19 protein-coding genes, 1 tRNA gene and 1 pseudogene are annotated in these 20,742 nt (G+C 48.4%); 3 read left to right on the top strand and 18 right to left on the bottom strand.

Annotated elements, in window-relative coordinates; genetic code table 11:
• Positions 1-14: 14 nt before the first annotated feature.
• The 4 genes from gap to KNQ05_RS01175 form a co-directional block, all read right to left on the bottom strand.
• Positions 15-1,025 (bottom strand): type I glyceraldehyde-3-phosphate dehydrogenase, encoded by a 1,011-nt coding sequence (gene gap, locus KNQ05_RS01190; RefSeq protein ID WP_088837744.1) that lies wholly within the window; start codon positions 1,023-1,025, stop codon positions 15-17.
• Positions 1,026-1,078: 53 nt separating this feature from the next.
• Positions 1,079-2,101, bottom strand: a complete 1,023-nt coding sequence (locus KNQ05_RS01185; RefSeq protein WP_029331355.1) for a sugar-binding transcriptional regulator — start codon at positions 2,099-2,101, stop codon at positions 1,079-1,081.
• 118 nt (positions 2,102-2,219) lie between these two features.
• Entirely contained in the window at positions 2,220-2,483 is a 264-nt protein-coding gene (locus KNQ05_RS01180) for a glutaredoxin family protein (protein WP_088837745.1), read from the bottom strand.
• Positions 2,480-3,628, bottom strand: a complete 1,149-nt coding sequence (locus KNQ05_RS01175; RefSeq protein ID WP_214804304.1) for an RNA polymerase factor sigma-54 — start codon at positions 3,626-3,628, stop codon at positions 2,480-2,482. The genes KNQ05_RS01180 and KNQ05_RS01175 overlap by 4 nt, the downstream gene beginning before the upstream one ends.
• 188 nt (positions 3,629-3,816) lie before the next feature.
• Between KNQ05_RS01175 and KNQ05_RS01170 the strand changes: the two genes are divergently transcribed.
• Positions 3,817-3,892 (top strand) — tRNA-Arg (locus KNQ05_RS01170).
• A gap of 180 nt (positions 3,893-4,072) precedes the next feature.
• Positions 4,073-4,657 (top strand): annotated as a pseudogene (gene clpP / locus KNQ05_RS01165) (ATP-dependent Clp endopeptidase proteolytic subunit ClpP); the annotation flags it as partial.
• A 141-nt stretch (positions 4,658-4,798) separates the two neighbouring features.
• Here clpP and KNQ05_RS01160 read toward each other — a convergent pair.
• The 11 genes from KNQ05_RS01160 to hprK all read right to left on the bottom strand — a co-directional run bounded on the left by KNQ05_RS01160 (position 4,799) and on the right by hprK (position 13,959).
• On the bottom strand, positions 4,799-5,035 hold the full coding sequence (locus KNQ05_RS01160) for a hypothetical protein (RefSeq protein ID WP_029331360.1): 237 nt from the start codon (positions 5,033-5,035) through the stop codon (positions 4,799-4,801).
• A gap of 82 nt (positions 5,036-5,117) precedes the next feature.
• Positions 5,118-6,074 carry a DNA-binding protein WhiA gene (gene whiA / locus KNQ05_RS01155; protein WP_088837747.1) on the bottom strand — a complete coding sequence of 319 codons (957 nt, stop codon included), beginning with the start codon at positions 6,072-6,074 and terminating at the stop codon, positions 5,118-5,120.
• Positions 6,071-7,069 carry a gluconeogenesis factor YvcK family protein gene (locus KNQ05_RS01150; RefSeq protein ID WP_029331362.1) on the bottom strand — a complete coding sequence of 333 codons (999 nt, stop codon included), beginning with the start codon at positions 7,067-7,069 and terminating at the stop codon, positions 6,071-6,073. The genes whiA and KNQ05_RS01150 overlap by 4 nt, the downstream gene beginning before the upstream one ends.
• Positions 7,069-7,938: an RNase adapter RapZ gene (gene rapZ, locus KNQ05_RS01145; protein ID WP_029331363.1), complete on the bottom strand. Its 870-nt coding sequence runs from the start codon at positions 7,936-7,938 to the stop codon at positions 7,069-7,071. Before rapZ ends, KNQ05_RS01150 begins: the two co-directional genes overlap by 1 nt.
• Before the next feature lie 112 nt (positions 7,939-8,050).
• Positions 8,051-9,013 carry a thioredoxin-disulfide reductase gene (trxB, locus tag KNQ05_RS01140; RefSeq protein ID WP_029331364.1) on the bottom strand — a complete coding sequence of 321 codons (963 nt, stop codon included), beginning with the start codon at positions 9,011-9,013 and terminating at the stop codon, positions 8,051-8,053.
• Positions 9,014-9,073: 60 nt separating this feature from the next.
• On the bottom strand, positions 9,074-10,555 hold the full coding sequence (locus KNQ05_RS01135) for a tetratricopeptide repeat protein (RefSeq protein WP_214804303.1): 1,482 nt from the start codon (positions 10,553-10,555) through the stop codon (positions 9,074-9,076).
• A 98-nt stretch (positions 10,556-10,653) separates the two neighbouring features.
• Positions 10,654-11,034 carry a sporulation phosphorelay system protein KapB gene (gene kapB / locus KNQ05_RS01130; RefSeq protein WP_088837750.1) on the bottom strand — a complete coding sequence of 127 codons (381 nt, stop codon included), beginning with the start codon at positions 11,032-11,034 and terminating at the stop codon, positions 10,654-10,656.
• Between the two features lie 29 nt (positions 11,035-11,063).
• On the bottom strand, positions 11,064-11,546 hold the full coding sequence (locus KNQ05_RS01125) for an acyltransferase (RefSeq protein WP_214804302.1): 483 nt from the start codon (positions 11,544-11,546) through the stop codon (positions 11,064-11,066).
• Positions 11,530-12,186: a pyrophosphatase PpaX gene (ppaX, locus tag KNQ05_RS01120; protein WP_214804301.1), complete on the bottom strand. Its 657-nt coding sequence runs from the start codon at positions 12,184-12,186 to the stop codon at positions 11,530-11,532. Before ppaX ends, KNQ05_RS01125 begins: the two co-directional genes overlap by 17 nt.
• Before the next feature lie 4 nt (positions 12,187-12,190).
• Positions 12,191-13,024 (bottom strand): prolipoprotein diacylglyceryl transferase, encoded by an 834-nt coding sequence (gene lgt / locus KNQ05_RS01115; protein ID WP_088837753.1) that lies wholly within the window; start codon positions 13,022-13,024, stop codon positions 12,191-12,193.
• The gene (gene hprK / locus KNQ05_RS01110; protein ID WP_029331373.1) at positions 13,024-13,959 is read right to left on the bottom strand and encodes an HPr(Ser) kinase/phosphatase; all 936 of its coding nucleotides are present in this window, start codon (positions 13,957-13,959) and stop codon (positions 13,024-13,026) included. Before hprK ends, lgt begins: the two co-directional genes overlap by 1 nt.
• 126 nt (positions 13,960-14,085) lie before the next feature.
• On the opposite strand from hprK, the gene KNQ05_RS01105 reads away from it, so the two are divergent.
• Positions 14,086-14,478 (top strand): hypothetical protein, encoded by a 393-nt coding sequence (locus KNQ05_RS01105; RefSeq protein WP_214804300.1) that lies wholly within the window; start codon positions 14,086-14,088, stop codon positions 14,476-14,478.
• A gap of 164 nt (positions 14,479-14,642) precedes the next feature.
• On the opposite strand, the gene KNQ05_RS01100 is transcribed toward KNQ05_RS01105, so the two are convergent.
• From KNQ05_RS01100 to uvrB, 3 genes are all read right to left on the bottom strand, one after another.
• Positions 14,643-15,749, bottom strand: a complete 1,107-nt coding sequence (locus tag KNQ05_RS01100; protein WP_029331375.1) for a DUF4097 family beta strand repeat-containing protein — start codon at positions 15,747-15,749, stop codon at positions 14,643-14,645.
• A 108-nt stretch (positions 15,750-15,857) separates the two neighbouring features.
• Positions 15,858-18,713, bottom strand: coding sequence for an excinuclease ABC subunit UvrA (uvrA, locus tag KNQ05_RS01095; RefSeq protein ID WP_214766837.1), 2,856 nt, complete (start codon positions 18,711-18,713; stop codon positions 15,858-15,860).
• Between the two features lies 1 nt (position 18,714).
• Positions 18,715-20,682, bottom strand: coding sequence for an excinuclease ABC subunit UvrB (gene uvrB / locus KNQ05_RS01090; protein ID WP_088837756.1), 1,968 nt, complete (start codon positions 20,680-20,682; stop codon positions 18,715-18,717).
• Positions 20,683-20,742: the final 60 nt, after the last annotated feature.

The following is a 20,742-nucleotide window of genomic DNA, read 5'->3' as shown; positions in this document are numbered from 1 at the left end:
TTTAATTGCTCGAATTACTTAGCGATTTCTGCGAAGTGTTTGAGTGTACGAACGAGTTGGCTAGTGTAAGACATTTCGTTGTCATACCAAGCAACTGTTTTAACGAGTTGCTTGTCGCCGACAGTAACAACTTTAGTTTGTGTTGCATCGAAGAGTGATCCGTAAGAGATACCAACGATGTCAGAAGAAACGATTTCGTCTTCAGTGTAACCGTAAGACTCGTTCGCTGCTGCTTTCATAGCTGCGTTAACTTCTTCAACTGTAACTTTTTTCTCAAGAACTGTTGTGAGCTCAGTGAGTGAACCTGTAGCGACTGGTACACGTTGTGCAGATCCGTCAAGTTTACCTTGAAGTTCTGGAAGAACGAGGCCGATTGCTTTAGCAGCACCAGTTGAGTTAGGAACGATGTTAGCAGCTGCTGCACGTGCACGACGGAAGTCACCTTTAGGGTGTGGAGCGTCGAGTGTATTTTGGTCGCCAGTGTAAGCGTGGATAGTTGTCATAAGACCTTCAACGATTCCGTACTGATCTTGAAGAACTTTCGCCATTGGAGCGAGACAGTTCGTAGTACATGAAGCACCAGAGATAACTGTTTCAGTTCCGTCAAGAATTTCGTGGTTCGTGTTGTAAACGACAGTTTTCATGTCGCCAGTAGCAGGTGCTGAGATAACAACTTTTTTAGCTCCAGCTTTCAAGTGAAGTTCAGCTTTTTCTTTGTCTGTGAAGAAACCAGTACATTCGAGAACGATGTCAACACCGAGCTCGCCCCATGGAAGTTCTTCTGGGTTGCGGTTAGCAAGTGTTTTGATTTCTTTACCGTTTACGAGGAAGTATCCGTCGTGTACTTCAACTTCTCCGTCGAAACGACCTTGAGTCGTATCATATTTTAAAAGGTGTGCAAGCATTTTAGTGTCTGTGAGGTCGTTGATTGCGACTACTTCGATTCCTTCAAATTGAAGAATTTGACGAAGTGCCAAACGCCCGATACGTCCAAATCCGTTAATACCAACTTTTACTACTGCCATGATAATTTTCCTCCTTTTAGTGTAAAGCGAGTTATCTATTATTCAAAAGGGGGCTACCCTTTCAAAATCGTTGTTGCGGCTCCTTCATCCGTAATAAGGATGATGTTTGGAGACTGTTTGACGTAGGCATTGATCGCTTCTGCTTTCGAATGACCACCGGCGACAACCACGACGTGTTCGACTTTTTTCAAGTCGTCGAGTTGTAGTCCGACCGTTTTGACACGGTGGACGATGTTTCCGTCCCGATCAAAATAATATCCGAATGCTTCTGCGACGGCTTGCTCGTCTTCGAGCTGTTCCAAAAGAGCTGTCGAAGCACGACGACGTTTTGCCATCGTTTTTGCCTCACCAATTCCATGTACCACGATTGAAGCATCTTTAATCATCTGTAAGACATTTTTAATGCTCGGCTCCTCGACCATCTTGACGAATGTCTCGGTGCTGACCATGTCTGGAATGTGAAGCAGATGATAGTCGCTTTGGGCACGTGAAGCCATGCGTGAGCAGACCGTATTCGCTTGAAGTTCAAGCGTTTCGCCAAGACCGCCTCGTGCGGGTACAAACGTCATCGGACGATTTTCCTTATCGGGCGACATCATCGCCGCGACCGAAGCCATCGTCGTTCCACCTGTAACTGCGATCGTATTGTGGTCTTTTGAAAGTTCACGTTTTAAGCGGGCAACTGTTGCCCGTCCCATATCGCGTTGCACCCAGAAGGTTTGATCCGAATCACCCGGTACGATGACGACGTCTTTTACACCAAGCTTCTCTTTTAAGGCTTTCGCCATATCGGAGATCCCGGCGAGTTCCGCCATCACACTGTGCATGCTTCGTAATACCGTCCGCCCTTCATCCGTCAAGGACATGCCTTGCGTCGCAACTTCCAGTAAGTCTTGTTCTTTTAAGAAGTCGACTTCCCGGCGTAGAACGCGTTCCGTCAAGCCAAGGCTCGTCGCAAGTGTTCGTCGTCCAATCGGTTGCATCAGGCGTACATAATGAAGAATGTCGTAACGTGTCTGCATTTCTTCAATCAGATCAGGCACGATTCGCTTTTGGATCTGTACTAACTGCCGAATCATGTAACTCCCGCTCCTCTCAAATTGCTGGACACTTTACGTCCCGCGTGTCATATCTTGTCCCACTTGGTACATTGCTATCATAACAGTACCTTGGTTTTGTTTCAAGTCTCGACCGTCATCTTTTTTCAAGTAAACGATTTCTTACCGCCTCTGTCTCAAATTTTCCATAACTTAAGATTTCGTTTTGATGTGCGAGAACCGGTATTTCGTAGAGGTACTTCAGACTGAGCGCCGCATCGTTGTCAATGTTGATTTCTTCGAATGTCCATTCGGGAAATTCATCTAATACAAAATCGAGCAAGATGGCGGCTTCCTCACATAGTGTACAACCCGGACGTGAATAGAGTGTTAAGTGCATGTTTTCTTTTGTTCGCATCATGAATTTTCCTCTCGTCTCTCGAAGTCCGCTTGGGTCAAACCAAGGGCTGCCCGATATTTTGCGACCGTTCGTCTCGCGACCGTAATTCCCTCCGCTGTGAGACGGTCCGTCAATTGTTGATCACTCATCGGAACAGGCGACGCTTCGAGCAGTTGAGCGATCCGGACCTTAACTAAGAAACTCGACGTCCCGGTCGTCGTCCGTGAGACGAAAAAATCTTCGAGTAACATCGTGCCCTGAATCGTCTTGACCGTTTTGTTCGCAATCGCCCGTCCAACCGTCGACGGATGATGCCCCGTCACTTCCGCCACTTCTTTTTTCGTCAGCGGCGCGAGCTCGAGCTTTCCTTTAAACCAATTGAGCTGTCGCTCGATGATGACGTCCAGAATCGCCCGAAGCGTCGTCCGTCTCCGTTCATATGCACTCAAGAACGGTTTTGCTTCATCGAGGTCCGCCCAGCTCCGGTCGATTTCGAGATCAGACCAGTTGATCGTCAACTCGCCGTCACGGTATTCGATGTCTGCTTCCGGAATCGTCAGAACGGTCGTCTCCGGAAGGACCGGTGCTTTTGGTAACCGATCGAGCGCCGCTTTGATCCGTATCCGGTCTGTTGCATCATCAATGTCTTGAAGTACTTGTTTGACAGCAATCCCTTCATTCAAATCCGTCGCGACATCAATCAATAACGCGTCATCTAGTTCGAGCGCGTGCAACAACCGGCATTCGTGCGCGGAACGTGCCGCAATTCCCGTCGGTTCACACCGTTGTAAAACGTGTCGTGCTTGTTTTACGAGACTGACGTCCGCCTCTAACAATGTTGCCAGTTGCGCATCCGTCGTCCGCAATAATCCATCCGTATCTAAGTACGTCATGAGTTGTTCCGCCATATATCCTATTTCCTGTCTGACCGATTCTAAACGTATTTGCTGAAGAAGCGTCGCTTCAAATGAAGCGACACGGTCTGCGACGCGGCCAAAATCAACGTCGATTGTTTTACTGAGATTATTCCGATAAGCGCTTGTCCGGCGTATGATTCGGTATGCATGTTCTTCGAGTTCAGCAAATGATTCTTCAAGAATCGTCAACTGAAACAATTGGGACGTCGATAACGTCATTCGTTGCGTCTGTTCCTGGCGCTGTTCCATCGTCGGATCTCCCTTCATTCCATTGCATCTTTAACTCTTCTATATAGTATAGAGGAAAAAAATCTTCCGACCGTCTAGAAAGTCCTCCTTAAGCATCTTTCGCCCGAAAAAAAATGTTGAATTTATCAATCGAGTATTGCTTTCCTGAAAAAATGTCGGTATACTATTAATTGTTCAGTAAAAAACATGCACCCGTAGCTCAGGGGATAGAGCACTGGTTTCCGGTACCAGGTGTCGGGAGTTCAAATCTCTCCGGGTGTACCATCTTTGAATCTACAGGCAATGCCGTTCGCGGTATTGCCTTTTTTTCTATATTGATATGTTTAATTCAATGCCATTCAGGAAAAATACATAAAAGTCGCATCGTATCTTTTGACCAATATTGACCAAAGGATTATGATAGGAATAAGTCGAATATGAGCTACATACCATCATAAGGAGGCAAAGACTATGTTAATTCCAACAGTCATCGAACAAACCAACCGCGGGGAACGTGCTTACGATATCTATTCACGTTTGCTCAAGGATCGTATCATTCTTCTCGGGAGCGCGATTGACGATAACGTCGCCAACTCAGTCGTTGCCCAGTTGCTCTTCTTAGCAGCAGAGGATCCAGATAAAGAAATTTCGCTCTACATCAACAGCCCGGGCGGTTCAATCACGGCGGGTATGGCGATTTACGATACGATGAACTTCATCAAACCACAAGTTTCAACAATTTGTATCGGAATGGCCGCTTCAATGGGTGCTTTCCTCTTACAAGCAGGCGCAAAAGGAAAACGTTTTGCCCTTCCAAACGCTGAGATCATGATTCACCAACCGCTCGGCGGCACACAAGGACAAGCGTCAGACATTAAAATTCATGCAGAACGTATCATCAAAATGCGTGAACACTTAAACAAAATCATGGCAGAAAACACAGGACAACCACTTGAAGTCATCGAACGCGATACAGAGCGTGATAACTTCATGTCTGCTCAAGCAGCAGCTGACTACGGTCTCATCGACCGCGTCATGGAGCGCGCTTAATCTGTTAACCCGACCGACCGTTGATGTTTTTACATCAGCGGTCGTTTTTTTGTTGTCTTCAAAAAAAAATCCTCTCCACGCCGGGCATGAACTTCATTAAATCATGAAAGTTCGTCCCGAACCTGAAAAGGATCGTTTGTGTTAGTCGATGAGATCTGTAATATCAGACACGATGTCGTGGTTTTCACGAATCAATGTGTAAATCCCGTTCGCATGTGGTGAAAGCTCTTCTTCTGCTTGCAATTGCTTAAGGAAGAGTGATGTTGCGAATGTCACGAGTGTACTTTTCGGTACACCGATTGATTTTGCTTTTTTCGTCAAGACTTCATCAAATTTCGCATCGACTGTCAGCGAAATACGTTTTTTTTCGTTAGCCATTTCAAAAACTCCTTAATTCGAACATTTAGTTGCATCGACTATATATTATAGTAGACTATGGTTCATCTCGCAAGTTTCCCCTTTAGAGCGCACCTGTCAACGACTCACCATTCCGGAGTTTATCCGCGATTTGATCAATTTTCCGCAATCGATGATTGATCCCTGATTTCGAGATGGAGCCGCTCTCGACCATCTCGCCGAGCTCTTGCAGCGTCACGTCTTGATGCGTCACGCGTAAAATCGCGATTTCCCGTAACTTGTCCGGTAAGACATCGAGTCCGACCGTCCGTTCGAGAAATTTGATGTTCTCCACTTGGCGGAGCGCTGCCCCGACCGTTTTGTTGAGGTTCGCTGTCTCACAGTTGACGAGACGATTGACCGAATTCCGCATATCTTTTAAAATCCGGACATCTTCAAAACGAAGCATCGAATGGGTCGCCCCGACTACCTTGAGGAAATCAGAGATTTTTTCACTCTCCTTGATGTAGAGGATGTGCCCTTTCTTACGCTCGATTGCTTTTGCATTCAAATCGAATTGATTCGTCAAACTCCGAAGCGCCGCATTGTGATCCTCATAGAGACTGAAGATTTCTAAATGGTACGACGACGTCGCCGGATTGTTCAGTGACCCTCCGGCTAAGAACGCCCCCCGTAAATAGGCACGTGCCCGCCGTTCATCTTTTAAAATCGTATCGCTGATTGAACGAATCATCGTGAATCCTTCGCCGAGGATGCCTAAATCCTGCAGAATCTTATCGGCTTGTTGCTTCACGCGAACGATGTAGACGTTATTTTTTTTGAGGCGCATTTTCTTTCGGACGAGTAGATCCAGATGGACCCCGTATGCCCGTTTTAATAATGAATAAATCCGTCGCGCGATCGACGCATTTTCAGTCGAAATATCAAGTGTCAATCCGCGGCCGAGTCCGAACGAAATCGCACCGTTCATCCGTGCGAGCGCCGCTAACTCCGCCTTCATCTCGTGATCCGTGATGGCAATCTGTGTTAATTCTTTTTTAACTTCTGAAGCAAAACTCACGTCAATTCCTCCTTCCCTTCGAGTTGACGCACCCGTCGAATCGATAATACTTTCCGCATGACGAGGCTCGCGACCGCGTCCGCGTCATGACGGATGAAATGATGGTTATAGTCGACGATATCGTCCGCGAGCACTTCAATTCCCGCCTCGACGAAACGTTCATCATCGTAAGTGACGATATCGGCATGATCTTTTTGATATTTTCGCAAATAGCTTGCATCGATTGATTCATTATTGACGATGATTGTATCGACGACGCCTTGCCCAAGAAAACGTTCGAGCGCAGTCAAGTGATCATTCGCCGTGAAGGCCGTCGTCTCACCCGGTTGCGTCATGACGTTACAAATATAGACGACAGGTGCAAGCGATTGTTTAATCGCTTCCCGGATTTCATCAATCAAGACGTTCGGGATGATACTCGTATAGAGACTCCCTGGTCCGAGGACGATGACATCGGCCTCAAGAATCGCTTGAATCGCTTCCGGTACCGGACGGACATCTTCCTCTTCCAAATAAATCCGTTCGATGACCTTGCCGACTTTCGGAATCAACGACTCGCCTTTGACGATCGTCCCGTCTTCGAACTCCGCACATAACGTAATCGTCCGCTCCGTCGCCGGATAGACTTTCCCTTCCGCATTCAACAGTTGTCCCATGACGCCAATCGCCTCGACGAACGAGCCGTTACAGAGCTGCGTCGCAGCCGTCAGCATCAAGTTTCCGAGCGAGTGACCGTGAAGTCCTTCTCCCGTTTCAAAACGGTACTGCATGATCCGGTCCATCAATGTCTCGGACTTCGATAGCGAGACGATGACGTTTCGAATGTCACCCGGCGGCAACATGTTGAACTCTGTCCGTAAGCGCCCCGAGCTCCCCCCGTCATCCGCGACCGTGACGATGGCCGTGATGTCGAGCGGATAATGCTTCAGTCCACGCAAAAGAGTCGACAAGCCCGTTCCACCGCCAATCGCGACGACTTTCCGTTCCCATTTCATTACTTTTCCTCCTTCGCGTGAACATAATCCCGGTGATTCGTGACGACGTGATACTGGTTTTCAAATTCTTTACTGATTGCTTCCGCAAACGTAATCGAGCGGTGTTTACCACCTGTACAGCCGAGGGCGACGACGAGTTGTGATTTTCCTTCCCGTTCGTACTGGGGAATCAGGAACTCGAGCAAGTCGACAAGCTTTTTATAGAACAATTTTGCTTCCGGCCACTTCATGACGTATGACGATACTTCGAGATCGAGTCCCGTTTTCGGACGTAACTCCGGGATGTAAAACGGATTCGGCAGAAAACGAAGGTCAAAGACGAGATCGGCATCGAGCGGCAGTCCGTGCTTGAAACCAAATGACATCACATTGACGGTAAAGGGAATCCGTTCCCCTTCCGTAAATTCTTTGAGCAAGCGTTCTTTCAGTGCAAGCGGTTTGATGTCACTCGTATCGATCAGCATCTGTGCTTTGTCACGGAATCCTTCGAGCAGCGTCCGCTCTCGCTCGATACCGATCAGTGGTGACGCAGTCGGCGCCAGTGGATGCGAACGCCGCGACTCTTTATAGCGGCGCACGAGGACGTCATTGCGTGCGTCTAAGTACAACATACGAATCTGCAGGTTCGTTTTTTTCAAATCTTCGTAAACGACAAAGAAACTATCAATAAAATCACGAGCACGTGTATCGATGGCGACGGCAATTTTCGGACGGACTTGCCCAATCACTTCAATCAATTGCGGCAGTAACGTCGGTGGGAGATTGTCGACACAGAAATAGCCTAAGTCCTCAAAGCTATTCATGGCGACACTCTTTCCAGCCCCACTCATTCCCGTGATGATGACCAATTGCGGTTGATTCTCTTCCATCTTTTCGCCCTCCAGACAACAGTTCCGCGTGTATTTTTTATTCCAAATTCAGTATAGCATAAAAAAAGAGCCAGCCTCATTGAAGTCCCCTCCAACAAAGCTGGTTCCTGTCTTACACCTGTGATGATTCCTGTAATTCCTCGAGTAACGCTTCGATATAATGCTGTGCATTTTGAGCAGCAATCGAACCATCATTCGTTGCCGTAACGACTTGACGGAGCGTTTTCTCACGGACGTCTCCAGCTGCGAAGATTCCTTTGATGTTTGACTCCATGCCTTCGTTCGTCACAACATATCCTTGATCGTTCAAGATACCAAGATCTTGGACGTAACCTGTGATCGGGTTCATTCCGATGTAGATGAAGACACCATCGATTGGATGTGTCGTCACATCTGCCGTTTTCGTATTGATTAAATCAATCGAACCGACTTTACCGTCTTGTTCGTTGATTTGTTTGACGGTATGATTCCAGATGAAATCGATTTTCGGGTTATCGAACGCACGTTTTTGAAGAATTTTTTGTGCACGTAATTCTTCGCGACGGTGGACGATTGTGACTTTTTTCGCGAAACGTGTCAAGTAGACACCTTCCTCGACCGCTGAATCCCCACCACCGATGACGAACAATTCTTTTTCTTTAAAGAAAGCTCCGTCACAAACGGCACAATACGAGACACCACGACCGCCGAGCTCTTCTTCGCCCGGTACACCGATTTTCTTATATTGTGCGCCCGATGCGATGATGATCGCCCGCGCATGATAATCCTTGTTGTGTGCATGGACCGTTTTAAAAGCACGTCCATCCTCGATGCTACGGACGTCACCGTACGCATATTCTGCGCCGAATGCTTTCGAGTGATCGAACATTTTTTGTGAAAGGTCCGGTCCAAGGATGCTATCGTATCCCGGATAGTTTTCGATATCTTCCGTGTTGGCCATTTGACCGCCTGGAATACCGCGTTCGATCATCAGTGTTGAAAGGTTTGCGCGTGATGCGTAAAGTGCTGCCGTCATTCCGGCAGGACCTGCACCGATGATGATGACATCATAAATTTTTTCAGCAGTTTCTGTCATGTTTCCACCCCATCTTAAGTTTCGTTGTAATTTGAGTATAGGTGAGAATATGGCAAACGTCTAACATTTTGCCCGAGCAGGTGTCAGGTGTTGTTTGTAGGCACGAATCGTCATCGCCACCTCGTCAAAGGAGACATCAACCAGTTCGGCACACTCTTCAATCAACATCCCTTCCCGTAACTCGTGAAACAGATGGATTAATGCAGCGGCTGAACGTTCGACCGAGTCGAACGTTTCGCCACTGAGGACGAGTCGGGCAAACCGTTCATAAAAATCGCCTTCGAGACTCATCCGCTCTTCGTCAGACACGTAATGTTCTGCGAGACGAATCGTCTGTAAGGCACGATGAATCCGTTCATCGACGATATCGCCCCGTCCATTCATCTCATGCAAAATTTGTTCTGTCAGCTGCAGGACATCTTCGTGATCCGTCACTTCTGGCATCATCGAAAGGGCCAACCGTGCTTCCTCGTCATTTAGTTTCCCGAGTAGCAAAGCCGTGAAAATGCGTGAGACATCATCTTCCGTTTTCAACGCTTGAATCAAGGCTGAACGAAACTGAAGGTTATGACGAATGTCGTATGCCTCTTGTTCTTCCCGTAAGCTCGCGGCCTCTTTTGATTGTAAGAAGGCTGCGGCTTCTTCGACATGTCCTGTTTTGAATGCAGAAATCGATAACCAGTGACCAAATAGTGGGTCGCCCCGGTAGCCACGGCGTTCAAGCAATTTCAATTCTTCGTACGCTAAGTCATGACGACCGATAATCGCAAGAGTCGATGCGACTTTATAACGTGTTTCAAGATTGACGGAACGAACGTGTTCGAGCTTCCGTGACAGACGGTGCGCTTCTTCATCCTGCCCCATCTCATGTAAGAGAACGAGCGTATTACAAAGCGCGTGGAGATTTCCCGGATTTCCTTCTAAGACGCGTTCAAGCGAATGGAAAGCCCGGTCGTTTTCACCGAGATAAAATTCGACGATTGCCAAGTTATTGTAGGCTGGCCAAAATGTCGGGTACGTCGCGATCAAGGACTCGAGTGTGTCCTGTGCTGCAAACAACATCCCTTTATCGATTTGGCGCTGGGCTTGTGCATGGAGACGAATCAACTCATCTTCATCGTCATCCTCAAGCTCTTGCTCAAGATCAATCAATTCCACGAGTGCGGCCGATGCCTCTGCGTGTTTGCCTGCCGGCGCATGTTTTAAATATTCGAGCGCATATTCTTTTGCTTCTTCATATAAAGAAACGTGCGCATAGTTGTTCGCTAAATAAAAGAGTGATTCGGTATTTGACTCATCGAGTGCACGGACACGTTTCAATACGTCGTTCGCATGATTGATTTCTCCCGTTTCGAACAGGACACGTGCGTAACGTAGTAGGTAACGGACATCTTCTGGTTGAAGCGTCGTCGCTTCGTCAAGATGATAGACCGCCTCTTCGAGTCTCCCTTCCCGATGCGCCTTCCGTCCGCGAAAATAAAAAAGTTCCGCTTGGCGCGTTGTAATCGCAAAGGGGTCTGCTTTGTATTCCGTTAATTCCATAGTGATTCAAGCCCCCATAATATAAATCTAGTTTCGTAGTTGCAGAGACAAGAATAACCTATCTCGGATAGCGTTGCAACAGAAAAAAACGCCGGGGTTTACGCCCAGCGTTTCGCATAAATGGTTTCGAGTTCCTTGTAGTTCTCTAAGCATTTTCGTACAAAAGCATCTTCTTGCGGATTCTTGTTTTGTAGACGCTCAACATCTTTTTCGAATGCTTGGCGTAAGCTGTCGGAATACGCTGGAATCTCTCCGTCATATGCATAGACGACGCTTGGAGAAACCGTGATTTTTTCGTGTTGATGTAAGGCGGTACGGATATGGAAGAGCGGTACGTCAACTTGGTTCGGCTGATGCAGATCACCTTGCGTCGGATGTTTCTCGACGGCGAGGACTTCAACGACGAGACCTTGTGGACGTTCTGCGAATAATCTTCCGAAATACTTTCCGGTCTTATAGGTGAAGCGAATATAATTCATTGCGGATCGACCTCCTTCTCACAGTTTCGTCACATTTCATGCCGGCGAAGCGGCTGACTCGAGACGCGTTCGTTCGGTAAGATGTCCCGGTGAACGACGGAACCGGCACCGATGACAGCACCGTCCCCGATCGTCACCCCTGGTAAAATCGTCACGTTCGCGCCGATTAAGACGTCACTACCAATCGTCACGTTACCAATCCGGTACTCGGTCGTCAAATACTCATGACAGAGAATCGTCGTGTTGAAGCCGATGATCGTATTCGAGCCGATCGAGATCCGTTCCGGGAACATCGTGTCCGGCATCACCATCAAGGCAAGCGCCGTCCGGTCGCCGATCTTCATCCGGAGACACGTCCGGTACAAGCCATTCTTAAAGCGGAGCGACGGTGAAAACCGTCCGATTGTAATGATGAGGAAACACCACATGATCTTGAAGAACGAAACCGTCCGGTACATGTGCCATAACGGATTCGTCGCCCCGACGTGATAGCGATCAGTCCGCCGTGCCATTTTGCGCCTCGATCCAGTCACTCAGGTGTTCCATCGAGTCGATGATGACGCTTGGCTCTAATGCTTCGAGATACGGACGTCCTTTGATGGCCCAGCCGACAGCAACGGTTTTCAACCCGGCATTTTTCCCGCCGTTGATATCCGTGTCGTTATCCCCGACCATGATTGTCTCGTCTGTTGTCGAACCGAGAAGTGCCATCGCTTTTTCAAATGGTTCGACGGCTGGTTTTTCTTCCGTCACATCGTCTGCTGCGATGATTGTCTCAAACAGTGACGTCAGTCCGAACAGCTCAATCCCTTTTAAGGCGACGCGACGACTTTTTGACGTCACGATCGCCATCTTGTAGCCCTGTTCCTTCAAGCGGCGTAAACCGTCGAGGACACCCGGATATTCAAGGACGAGTGCGTCATGCATCGCGATGTTATAGCTGCGGTAAAAGGCGACCATCTCTTTCCACTGCTTGGCGTTGAGCTCTGAAAATGATTTTTTCAGTGTCGGACCGATGAACGGAAGCAATTCTGCCTCCGTAAACGTCCGTTCCGGATAGTAGTAACTGAGCGTATGTTCAAAACTTTTTAGAATCAACGGGTTCGTATCAATCAACGTACCGTCTAAATCAAATAGAATCGTATTAATCATCGTTTCACTTCGCCTCCCGTGTCGTTCCATCCAAGTAGCGGACAGCATTTTTCCGGATGACCATCATGACGAGTCCGAAGACGATTAAACAAATCGAGACGATTTGTGCCGTCCGCAGTCCGTCCCCCATCAACAGACTATCCGTCCGGAGTCCTTCAATATAGTAACGTCCAATCGAGTACCAGACGAGATAACCGAGGAAGACGTAGCCGCGACGCGGATTGAACTTCATCCGCCAGACAATCAACAAGATGACGCCGATGATGTTCCAAATGCTCTCATAGAGGAACGTCGGCACGTAATAGACGCCGTCGATATACATCTGATTGACGATCCAGTTCGGCAAGTGCAACGTATCTTGCAGGAACGACCATGTCGTCTCTCCCCCGTGCGCTTCTTGGTTGAAAAAGTTACCCCAGCGTCCGACCGCTTGACCGAACAGGAGTGACGGCGCCAGGATATCGGCGATTTGCCAAAACGAAATGTTTTTCTTTCGCGTATACAGGATGACTGTCAAAATCGCCCCGATGATGGCACCGTGAATCGCGATTCCGCCTTGGCGGATGTTGATGATTTGATCGAGATGTTGACCGTAATACTGCCACTCGAAAGCCACATAGTAAATCCGGGCACAGATGATGCTGATCGGAATCGACCAGATGACGACATCGACCGCGTATTCTTCGTTGAAACCGATCCGCTTCGATTCGAAGATGGCGATCATCAAGCCGACGATTGCGCCCAAGGCGATGACGACACCATACCAATAGATTGGAATCGGACCGAGCTCAATCGCGACGCGGTCGAATGTCGGTTGTACCGTTGCGAGTGTCCCCATCATAGACCACCATTCCCGTCTTCGATCGCTTGCGCGAGACGTCCGGCGAATTCTTCTGCTGTGTTGATGCCCATATTTTTCAGACGATAGTTCATCGCCGCGACTTCGATGATGACGGCAAGGTTACGCCCGGGACGAACCGGAATCGTCAAAAACGGAATTTCCGTATCGATGATTTGTAACGTCTCTTGATCAAGACCGACGCGGTCATAGACTTTCGTTTGATCCCAAATTTCCAGATTACAGACGAGGCTGATTTTTTTATGCGACCGTACAGCACCTGCACCGAACAACGTCATGACGTCGATGATGCCGATTCCGCGAATCTCAAGGAGGTGCTGAATCAATTTCGGCGCTGTCCCAACTAAGATGCCGTCACCCGTCTGACGAATTTCAACGGAGTCGTCTGCCACAAGGCGGTGTCCCCGTTTGACGAGTTCGAGTGCCGTCTCGGATTTACCGACCCCACTTGCCCCTTTGATGAAGACGCCGACCCCGTAAATATCGACGAGGACGCCGTGCATCGCTGTCGTCGGGGCGAGTTCCGCTTCGAGGAAGTTCGTGATTTGAGATTCGACCGATGTCGTATGTCCCTTCGTCGTCAAGAGCGGTACGTTCGTTTCGTCAGCTGCTTTGATGATCGCTTCCGGTACCTCAAACCCGCGCGTCACTAAAATCCCTGGTGTTTCATCTGTACAGAGGACGTTTGCTCGTTCGAGCTGTTCCTCATACGTCAGGTTGTTGAAAAACGTCAATTCTGTTTTCCCGAGGACTTGCAGACGTTCTGCCGGATAATACGCATAATAACCAGCGAGGACAAGACCGGGTCGACAGAGATCAGCCGTTAAAATCGGACGATGTAGTCCTTCTTCTCCGGTGACAATTTTTAAATTGAATTGCTTTACGATTTCAGCTGTTCGCACTTTTGCTTGCACGCTCAATCAGCCCCTTTCACTTGAAGTATTGTACCATATTTTTGCTAAAATCAATGAATTCGATTAGAAGCTGATAATCTTGGGAAAGGAATAACGTTAGAGAAAACAAGAAAGGAGGTTTTGATAATGATGAATATGTCAGGTAGTGGTATCGGAATGATTATCATTATGATTTTATGCGGGATCCTTGCAATCCTCGGACTCGTCTACATCATCATCTCGTTAATTGATATGTGGAAGTCCTATTCGCGTGATCAAAATCAGACATCGCTCTTATTTTTCATCATCTCATTGATCGGTGTCTTCTTAAGCGGATCGTTCATTTCATTCATTCTTGCCATCATCTTTTATTGGAATCGTGTCCGTCGTAAAAGCTGGATGGGAATCGGCTTAATTATTGCCGCAATCGTCCTAGCGATTATCGGTGTCATCACATTCATTTCATTCGGGTACGACATGAACAACTTCGACAATATGAACTGGGACGAACCCATGATGGATGAAGACTATAACTACTAATCGAAAAGAAGGGGATGCCATCTACATGATGCGCATCCCCTTCTTTTTGATTGTAGACAAACGCACATCATTTTTTGATTGCGATGCTTGATCATACATTTTCATCAGGAAGCGATAAAAAAATCCCGCCGGCTCCGGTTTCAGGAAGCAGGCGGGATTTTTGATTAGAACGCTTGCGGACTTAAGTGAACACCGTGCGTCACGGAAATCGTTCCCGTTTTCGTATCGGCTTCGACTTCAATTTTCGGCGTCCGATCACGACCGGAGACGAAATGAAGTTTACGGTTCACGACATCTTTTTGGTCGCGAATCACTTCCATCTCATCGAGGTTACAATTCAACCCACCAAAGTTTGTTTCCAGCTCACCATATACTTCAGCACCATGCGGTAACATCAAAGCGATGCTTCCCGCGAGTGACGACGCTTGAATCTTCGCGTCATGGGCTGTTTTGAGTTCACAACGGACATTGCCGTTCGCGGTTTTCAGCTCAGAACGTTCAAAAACCCCGTTCGCGATGATTTGACCATTCGCCGTCTTCGCTTTTAACATTTTGACTTCTGACTCTTCGACTTCAATCGAACCGTTCGCCGTCGAAGCTTTCAAATCCTCACTGTAAAGATCGCGGACATGGATCCGTCCGTTCGCTGTCATCAGTTGAACGCTCGTCGCGTCAAGCGACGATAACGTAATCTCACCATTCAACGTCTGTAACACGAACGCCTCGTAGTGACGACGCGGAACTTTTAAGTGGATCGTCGCCCGGACGCGTTTATCTTTCAAGCGAATCGATAGCGTGTTAGCGGAGACGGAATGTTGAAGCGACGCTTGAAGTTGTTCGAGCGCTTGCTCCTCATTGACTTGGCGAAGCGGACGCCCCGTCACCGTCAACTCACACTCCTCTAAATCACTTGGTTCGACGACGGCATTGGCATTAAATAAATCCAAATGAATCGTCTCTCCACTGAATGGGAATTGTTTGACGTACGTGACGTTCGGACCGGACGTCTGATTTAATGAGAGATCACTCTCTTTAATCCGGTTGACGAGACCATCAAAAGCAGACATCACTTTCGACGTCAGTGAATCAACCGTGTAATGATCGACGCGGTCGTACTGTTCCGGTTCATCGACATACTTATGATTACTTGCTGTCGTCGATTGTTGCTGATCGAGTGCTTCAAGGCGTTCGAGCTTATCGAGTGCCTCATCGATCGTCAACTTTCCTTCTTTTACCTGTTCAAGTATCAACTGACGCATATCTTGTTTCATGAACATTCCCCTCCTATTTTCTGAACACGCTATGACGCAGGAAAACTTATTCACTCTTTCGTTCTACTTCCCTTACTTCCCTTTTACGAATCCTCCGTCAAAAAAGTTTCATGATTCGATTCGGGCTGCGTCCCGTTCCAAAACAGGTGCCAAGTAATGTCCTGTATACGATTCCTTGACTTGCACGATGTCTTCCGGTGTTCCTGTTGCAACGATCATACCTCCACCATCGCCACCTTCCGGACCAAGATCAATCAAGTAATCCGCCGTCTTAATGACGTCGAGGTTATGCTCGATGACGAGGACCGTATCGCCGTTGTCGACGAGGCGTTGCAAGACTTTCAACAGGCGGGCGATATCATGGACATGCAGTCCCGTCGTCGGTTCATCGAGAATGTAAATCGTTTTCCCAGTCGACCGCTTATGCAGTTCCGAAGCAAGCTTCACGCGTTGTGCTTCACCGCCCGACAGTTCCGTCGCCGGCTGTCCGAGACGCATGTACGTCAATCCGACGTCAGCAATCGTTTGCAGCTTCCGGCTGATTTTCGGAATTTTTTCGAAGAACTCGAGTCCCTCTTCGACTGTCATCGCAAGAACGTCCGAAATCGTTTTACCTTTATATTTTACTTCGAGCGTCTCGCGGTTATACCGTTTCCCGTGACAGACTTCACACGGAACGTAAACGTCCGGCAAGAAATGCATCTCGATTTTAATGATCCCGTCTCCGCGACACGCTTCACACCGGCCACCTTTGATGTTGAAACTGAAGCGTCCTTTTTTATAGCCGCGTAACTTCGCTTCGTTCGTCGAAGCGAAAACATCACGAATGTCGTCAAAGACACCGGTATATGTCGCCGGGTTCGAACGTGGCGTCCGACCGATCGGGGATTGGTCGATGTCGATGACTTTATCGATTTGGTCGAGTCCTGTGATGCCTTTATGCGCTCCCGGCTTTTCTTTTGCCCGGTTCATCTCATGTGCAATCGTCTTATAGAGAATTTCATTAATCAATGTCGACTTCCCGGAACCTGATACTCCGGTCACGGCAACAAACAAGCCGAGCGGGATATCGACGTCGACATTTTTTAAGTTATTTTCTGACGCTTTTTTAATTCGTAACGCCCGTCCGTCCGGTTGTTTCCGTTCAGTCGGCACAGGAATGAACTTCTTCCCCGACAAATATTGTCCGGTCAGTGAATTCGCGTCGTTCATTAATTCTTCCGGTCGACCGGCCGCTGTGACGAAGCCGCCGTGATCACCGGCACCGGGTCCGATATCAATCAGATAATCCGCTGCCATCATCGTGTCTTCATCATGTTCGACGACGATCAACGTATTTCCGAGATCGCGCATCGTTTTCAGCGTACTGATCAATCGGTCGTTATCACGTTGGTGTAAGCCGATTGACGGTTCGTCAAGGACATAGAGGACACCTGTCAGACGGGAGCCGATTTGTGTCGCGAGACGAATCCGTTGCGCTTCCCCACCGGACAATGTGCCGGCAGCACGGGAAATCGTCAAATAATCGAGACCGACGTTTTCTAAGAACGACGACCGTTCATGAATCTCGCGGACGATCATCCGCGAAATCGTTTGATCTTTTTCCGATAGTTTCGCCGGTAACTCTTCGAACCAGATGACGGCTTGCTTGACTGACATCTTCGTCACTTCTCCGATGTGGATACCGGATACTTTGACAGCAAGCGATTCGCGTTTCAGACGATGCCCTTTACAAGTCGGACATGCTTTTTTCGCCATATATCCTTCCATCTGTTCGCGGATGTAATCCGACGACGTCTCCTTGTAGCGACGTTGCAAGTTATTCAAGACACCTTCAAAGAACAGATCCGTGTTGCGGACCATGCCAAAGTCATTTTCATAACGGAAGTGAATTTCTTCTTTCGAGCTGCCGTTTAAGATGATGTCGCGTTGTTCGTCTGACAACTGTTCGAACGGCGTATCCATGTCGATTTTAAAGTGCTCACAGACTGCTTTGAGCAATTGCGGATAATATTGTGAGCTCGTTGGTTCCCACGCGACGATTGCCCCTTCGTTGAGTGACTTGTCTGCATGCGGTACGACAAGATCGACATCGACTTCAAGTTTCGTCCCGAGTCCGTCACATGAGGCACAGGCCCCGAATGGCGAATTGAACGAGAACATCCGCGGTTCGAGTTCTCCGATTGAGAAACCACAAATGGGACACGCATGATGCTCACTGAAAAGGAGCTCATTGCCATCCATCGTATCGACGATGACACGTCCCTCCGCGAGGCGAAGTGCTGTTTCGAGTGAGTCGGCGAGCCGTGATTCGACGTCCGGTCGGACGACGACACGGTCGACGACGACTTCAATCGAGTGTTTCTTGTTTTTTTCGAGTGCGATGTCATCCGTTAAATCAATCGTATCGCCATTGACACGGACACGAACGAAGCCCTCTTTTTTCAAATCTTCAAAGACTTTGACATGCGCCCCTTTTCGTCCGGAAACGATTGGTGCCAAAATCTGCAACCGCGACCGCTCAGGTAACTCCATCACTTGGTCGACCATCTGACTGATCGTTTGACTCGAGATCTCAATCCCGTGGTTCGGACAGATCGGTTTGCCGATTCGCGCATACAGCAGACGGAGGTAATCATAAATCTCCGTCACCGTCCCGACAGTCGAGCGGGGGTTTTTACTCGTCGTTTTTTGATCGATTGAAATTGCCGGACTAAGTCCCTCAATCGCATCGACGTCCGGTTTATCCATCTGCCCTAAAAACTGGCGTGCATAAGCGGAGAGGCTTTCGACATAACGTCGTTGCCCTTCCGCATAAATCGTATCGAACGCTAGTGATGACTTCCCGGATCCCGATAAGCCCGTCAAGACGACGAGCTGATCGCGCGGGATTTCGACATCGATGTTTTGAAGGTTATTGACGCGAGCGCCTTTGATGATAATCTTGTTTTTCTTGTCTCCCAACTTAGGCACCTGCTTTCAATTCTAATATAAGATCTCGAAGCTCTGCTGCGCGCTCGAATTGCATGTCTTTCGCTGCTTGTCGCATCTCTTGATCCAACTGTTCGAGTAGCGTTTCGCGCTCCGGTTTTTTCAGTTTATTGAATTTCTCCAGTTTTTCGACCGTATCATCACTTTCAATCGTCGTACTGATGACACCGCGAACATCTTTTTGAATCGTTTTCGGCGTAATGCCGTGTTCTTTATTGAACGCGAGCTGAATGTTGCGCCGACGTTCCGTCTCATCCATTGCCCGTTGCATCGAATCTGTAATCTTGTCTGCAAACAGGACGACGTGCCCTTCCGAGTTCCGGGCCGCCCGTCCGATCGTCTGAATCAATGATCGCTCGGACCGTAAGAAACCTTCTTTATCCGCATCGAGAATCGTCACGAGCGACACTTCCGGAATATCGAGTCCTTCACGAAGCAGATTGATCCCGACGAGTACGTCATACTTACCAAGCCGCAGATCGCGAATGATTTCAATCCGTTCGAGCGTCTTGATTTCCGAGTGCATGTAGTTGACCTTGACACCGTGTTCTTTTAAATAATCGGTCAAGTCTTCCGACATTTTTTTCGTCAATGTCGTCACGAGAACCCGTTCATTTTTCGCAACGCGGTCCCGGATGTTGTCCATCAAGTAATCGATTTGACCCGTGATCGGATGAATCTCGATCGTCGGATCGACGAGTCCCGTCGGACGAATGATTTGTTCGACCATCTCTTTTGAGTGCTCGAGCTCATAAGGTCCCGGCGTCGCTGAGATATAAATTGCTTGACTGACCTTCTCTTCAAACTCTTCAAAACGAAGCGGCCGGTTATCTTTCGCTGACGGCAAACGGAAACCATGCTCGACGAGGACTTGTTTCCGCGCCTGGTCACCGTTATACATCCCGCGGATTTGCGGTAACGTGACGTGCGACTCATCGGCGACGAGCAAGAAGTCTTTCGGGAAGTAATCGATGAGCGTATACGGCGTCGATCCTTCCGGCATCAGGTTTAAATGACGGGAATAGTTTTCAATTCCTGAGCAGTAACCCATTTCACGCATCATCTCGAGATCGTAGTTCGTCCGTTGCTCAAGACGTTGCGCTTCAAGTAACATCCCGTCTTCACGCATCTTCGCGAGTTGCGTCTCAAGTTCGACTTCGATGTTCGCGATTGCTTTTTGAAGACGTGTGTCCCCCGTCACGAAGTGGGACGCCGGGAAGATTGAGATATGTTCACGATCGGCGATGATTTCACCTGTCAACGGATCCATGTCGCGAATCCGTTCGATTTCGTCACCAAAAAATTCGACACGGACACATTGTTCGTCTCGTGACGCCGGGAAAATCTCGACGACATCACCACGGACACGAAACCGCCCGCGCTGGAAGTCGATGTCATTTCGTTCATATTGAATGTCAATCAAACGACGGAGCATCTCGTTACGCCCCATCTCGTTGCCGACACGAAGCGACAACACGTGATTATTGTATTCTTCCGGGTTACCGAGACCGTAGATACACGAGACGGACGCAACGATCAAGACGTCATCTCGCTCAAACAAGGAAGATGTCGCCGAGTGACGGAGTTTATCAATCTCATCGTTGATGGACGAGTCTTTTTCGATGAACGTGTCCGTCGACGGGACATACGCTTCCGGTTGATAGTAATCATAAAAGCTGACGAAGTACTCGACCGCGTTGTTCGGGAAAAATTCTTTGAACTCCGAGTACAGTTGCCCGGCCAGTGTTTTATTATGCGCCAGGACTAACGTCGGCTTTTTAATCTCTTTGATGACATTCGAGACGGTGAACGTCTTACCGGTTCCGGTCGCTCCGAGCAACGTTTGATGCCGCTCGCCGTTCTTGACGCCGGTGACCAATTGTTTAATGGCAGCCGGCTGATCGCCGCCTGGTTCAAATGGTGACACTAACTCAAAATCCATCGCTAACTTCCCCCTCATTCCGTAAAAAATCTATCTTTATTGTATCACTTTACGAACAAA

Source organism: Exiguobacterium sp. s125 (assembly GCF_018618605.1).
GTDB lineage: Bacteria > Bacillota > Bacilli > Exiguobacteriales > Exiguobacteriaceae > Exiguobacterium_A > Exiguobacterium_A oxidotolerans.
Note: the sequence above shows the minus strand (reverse complement) of the source record. Positions and strands in the feature narration are given on the sequence as shown.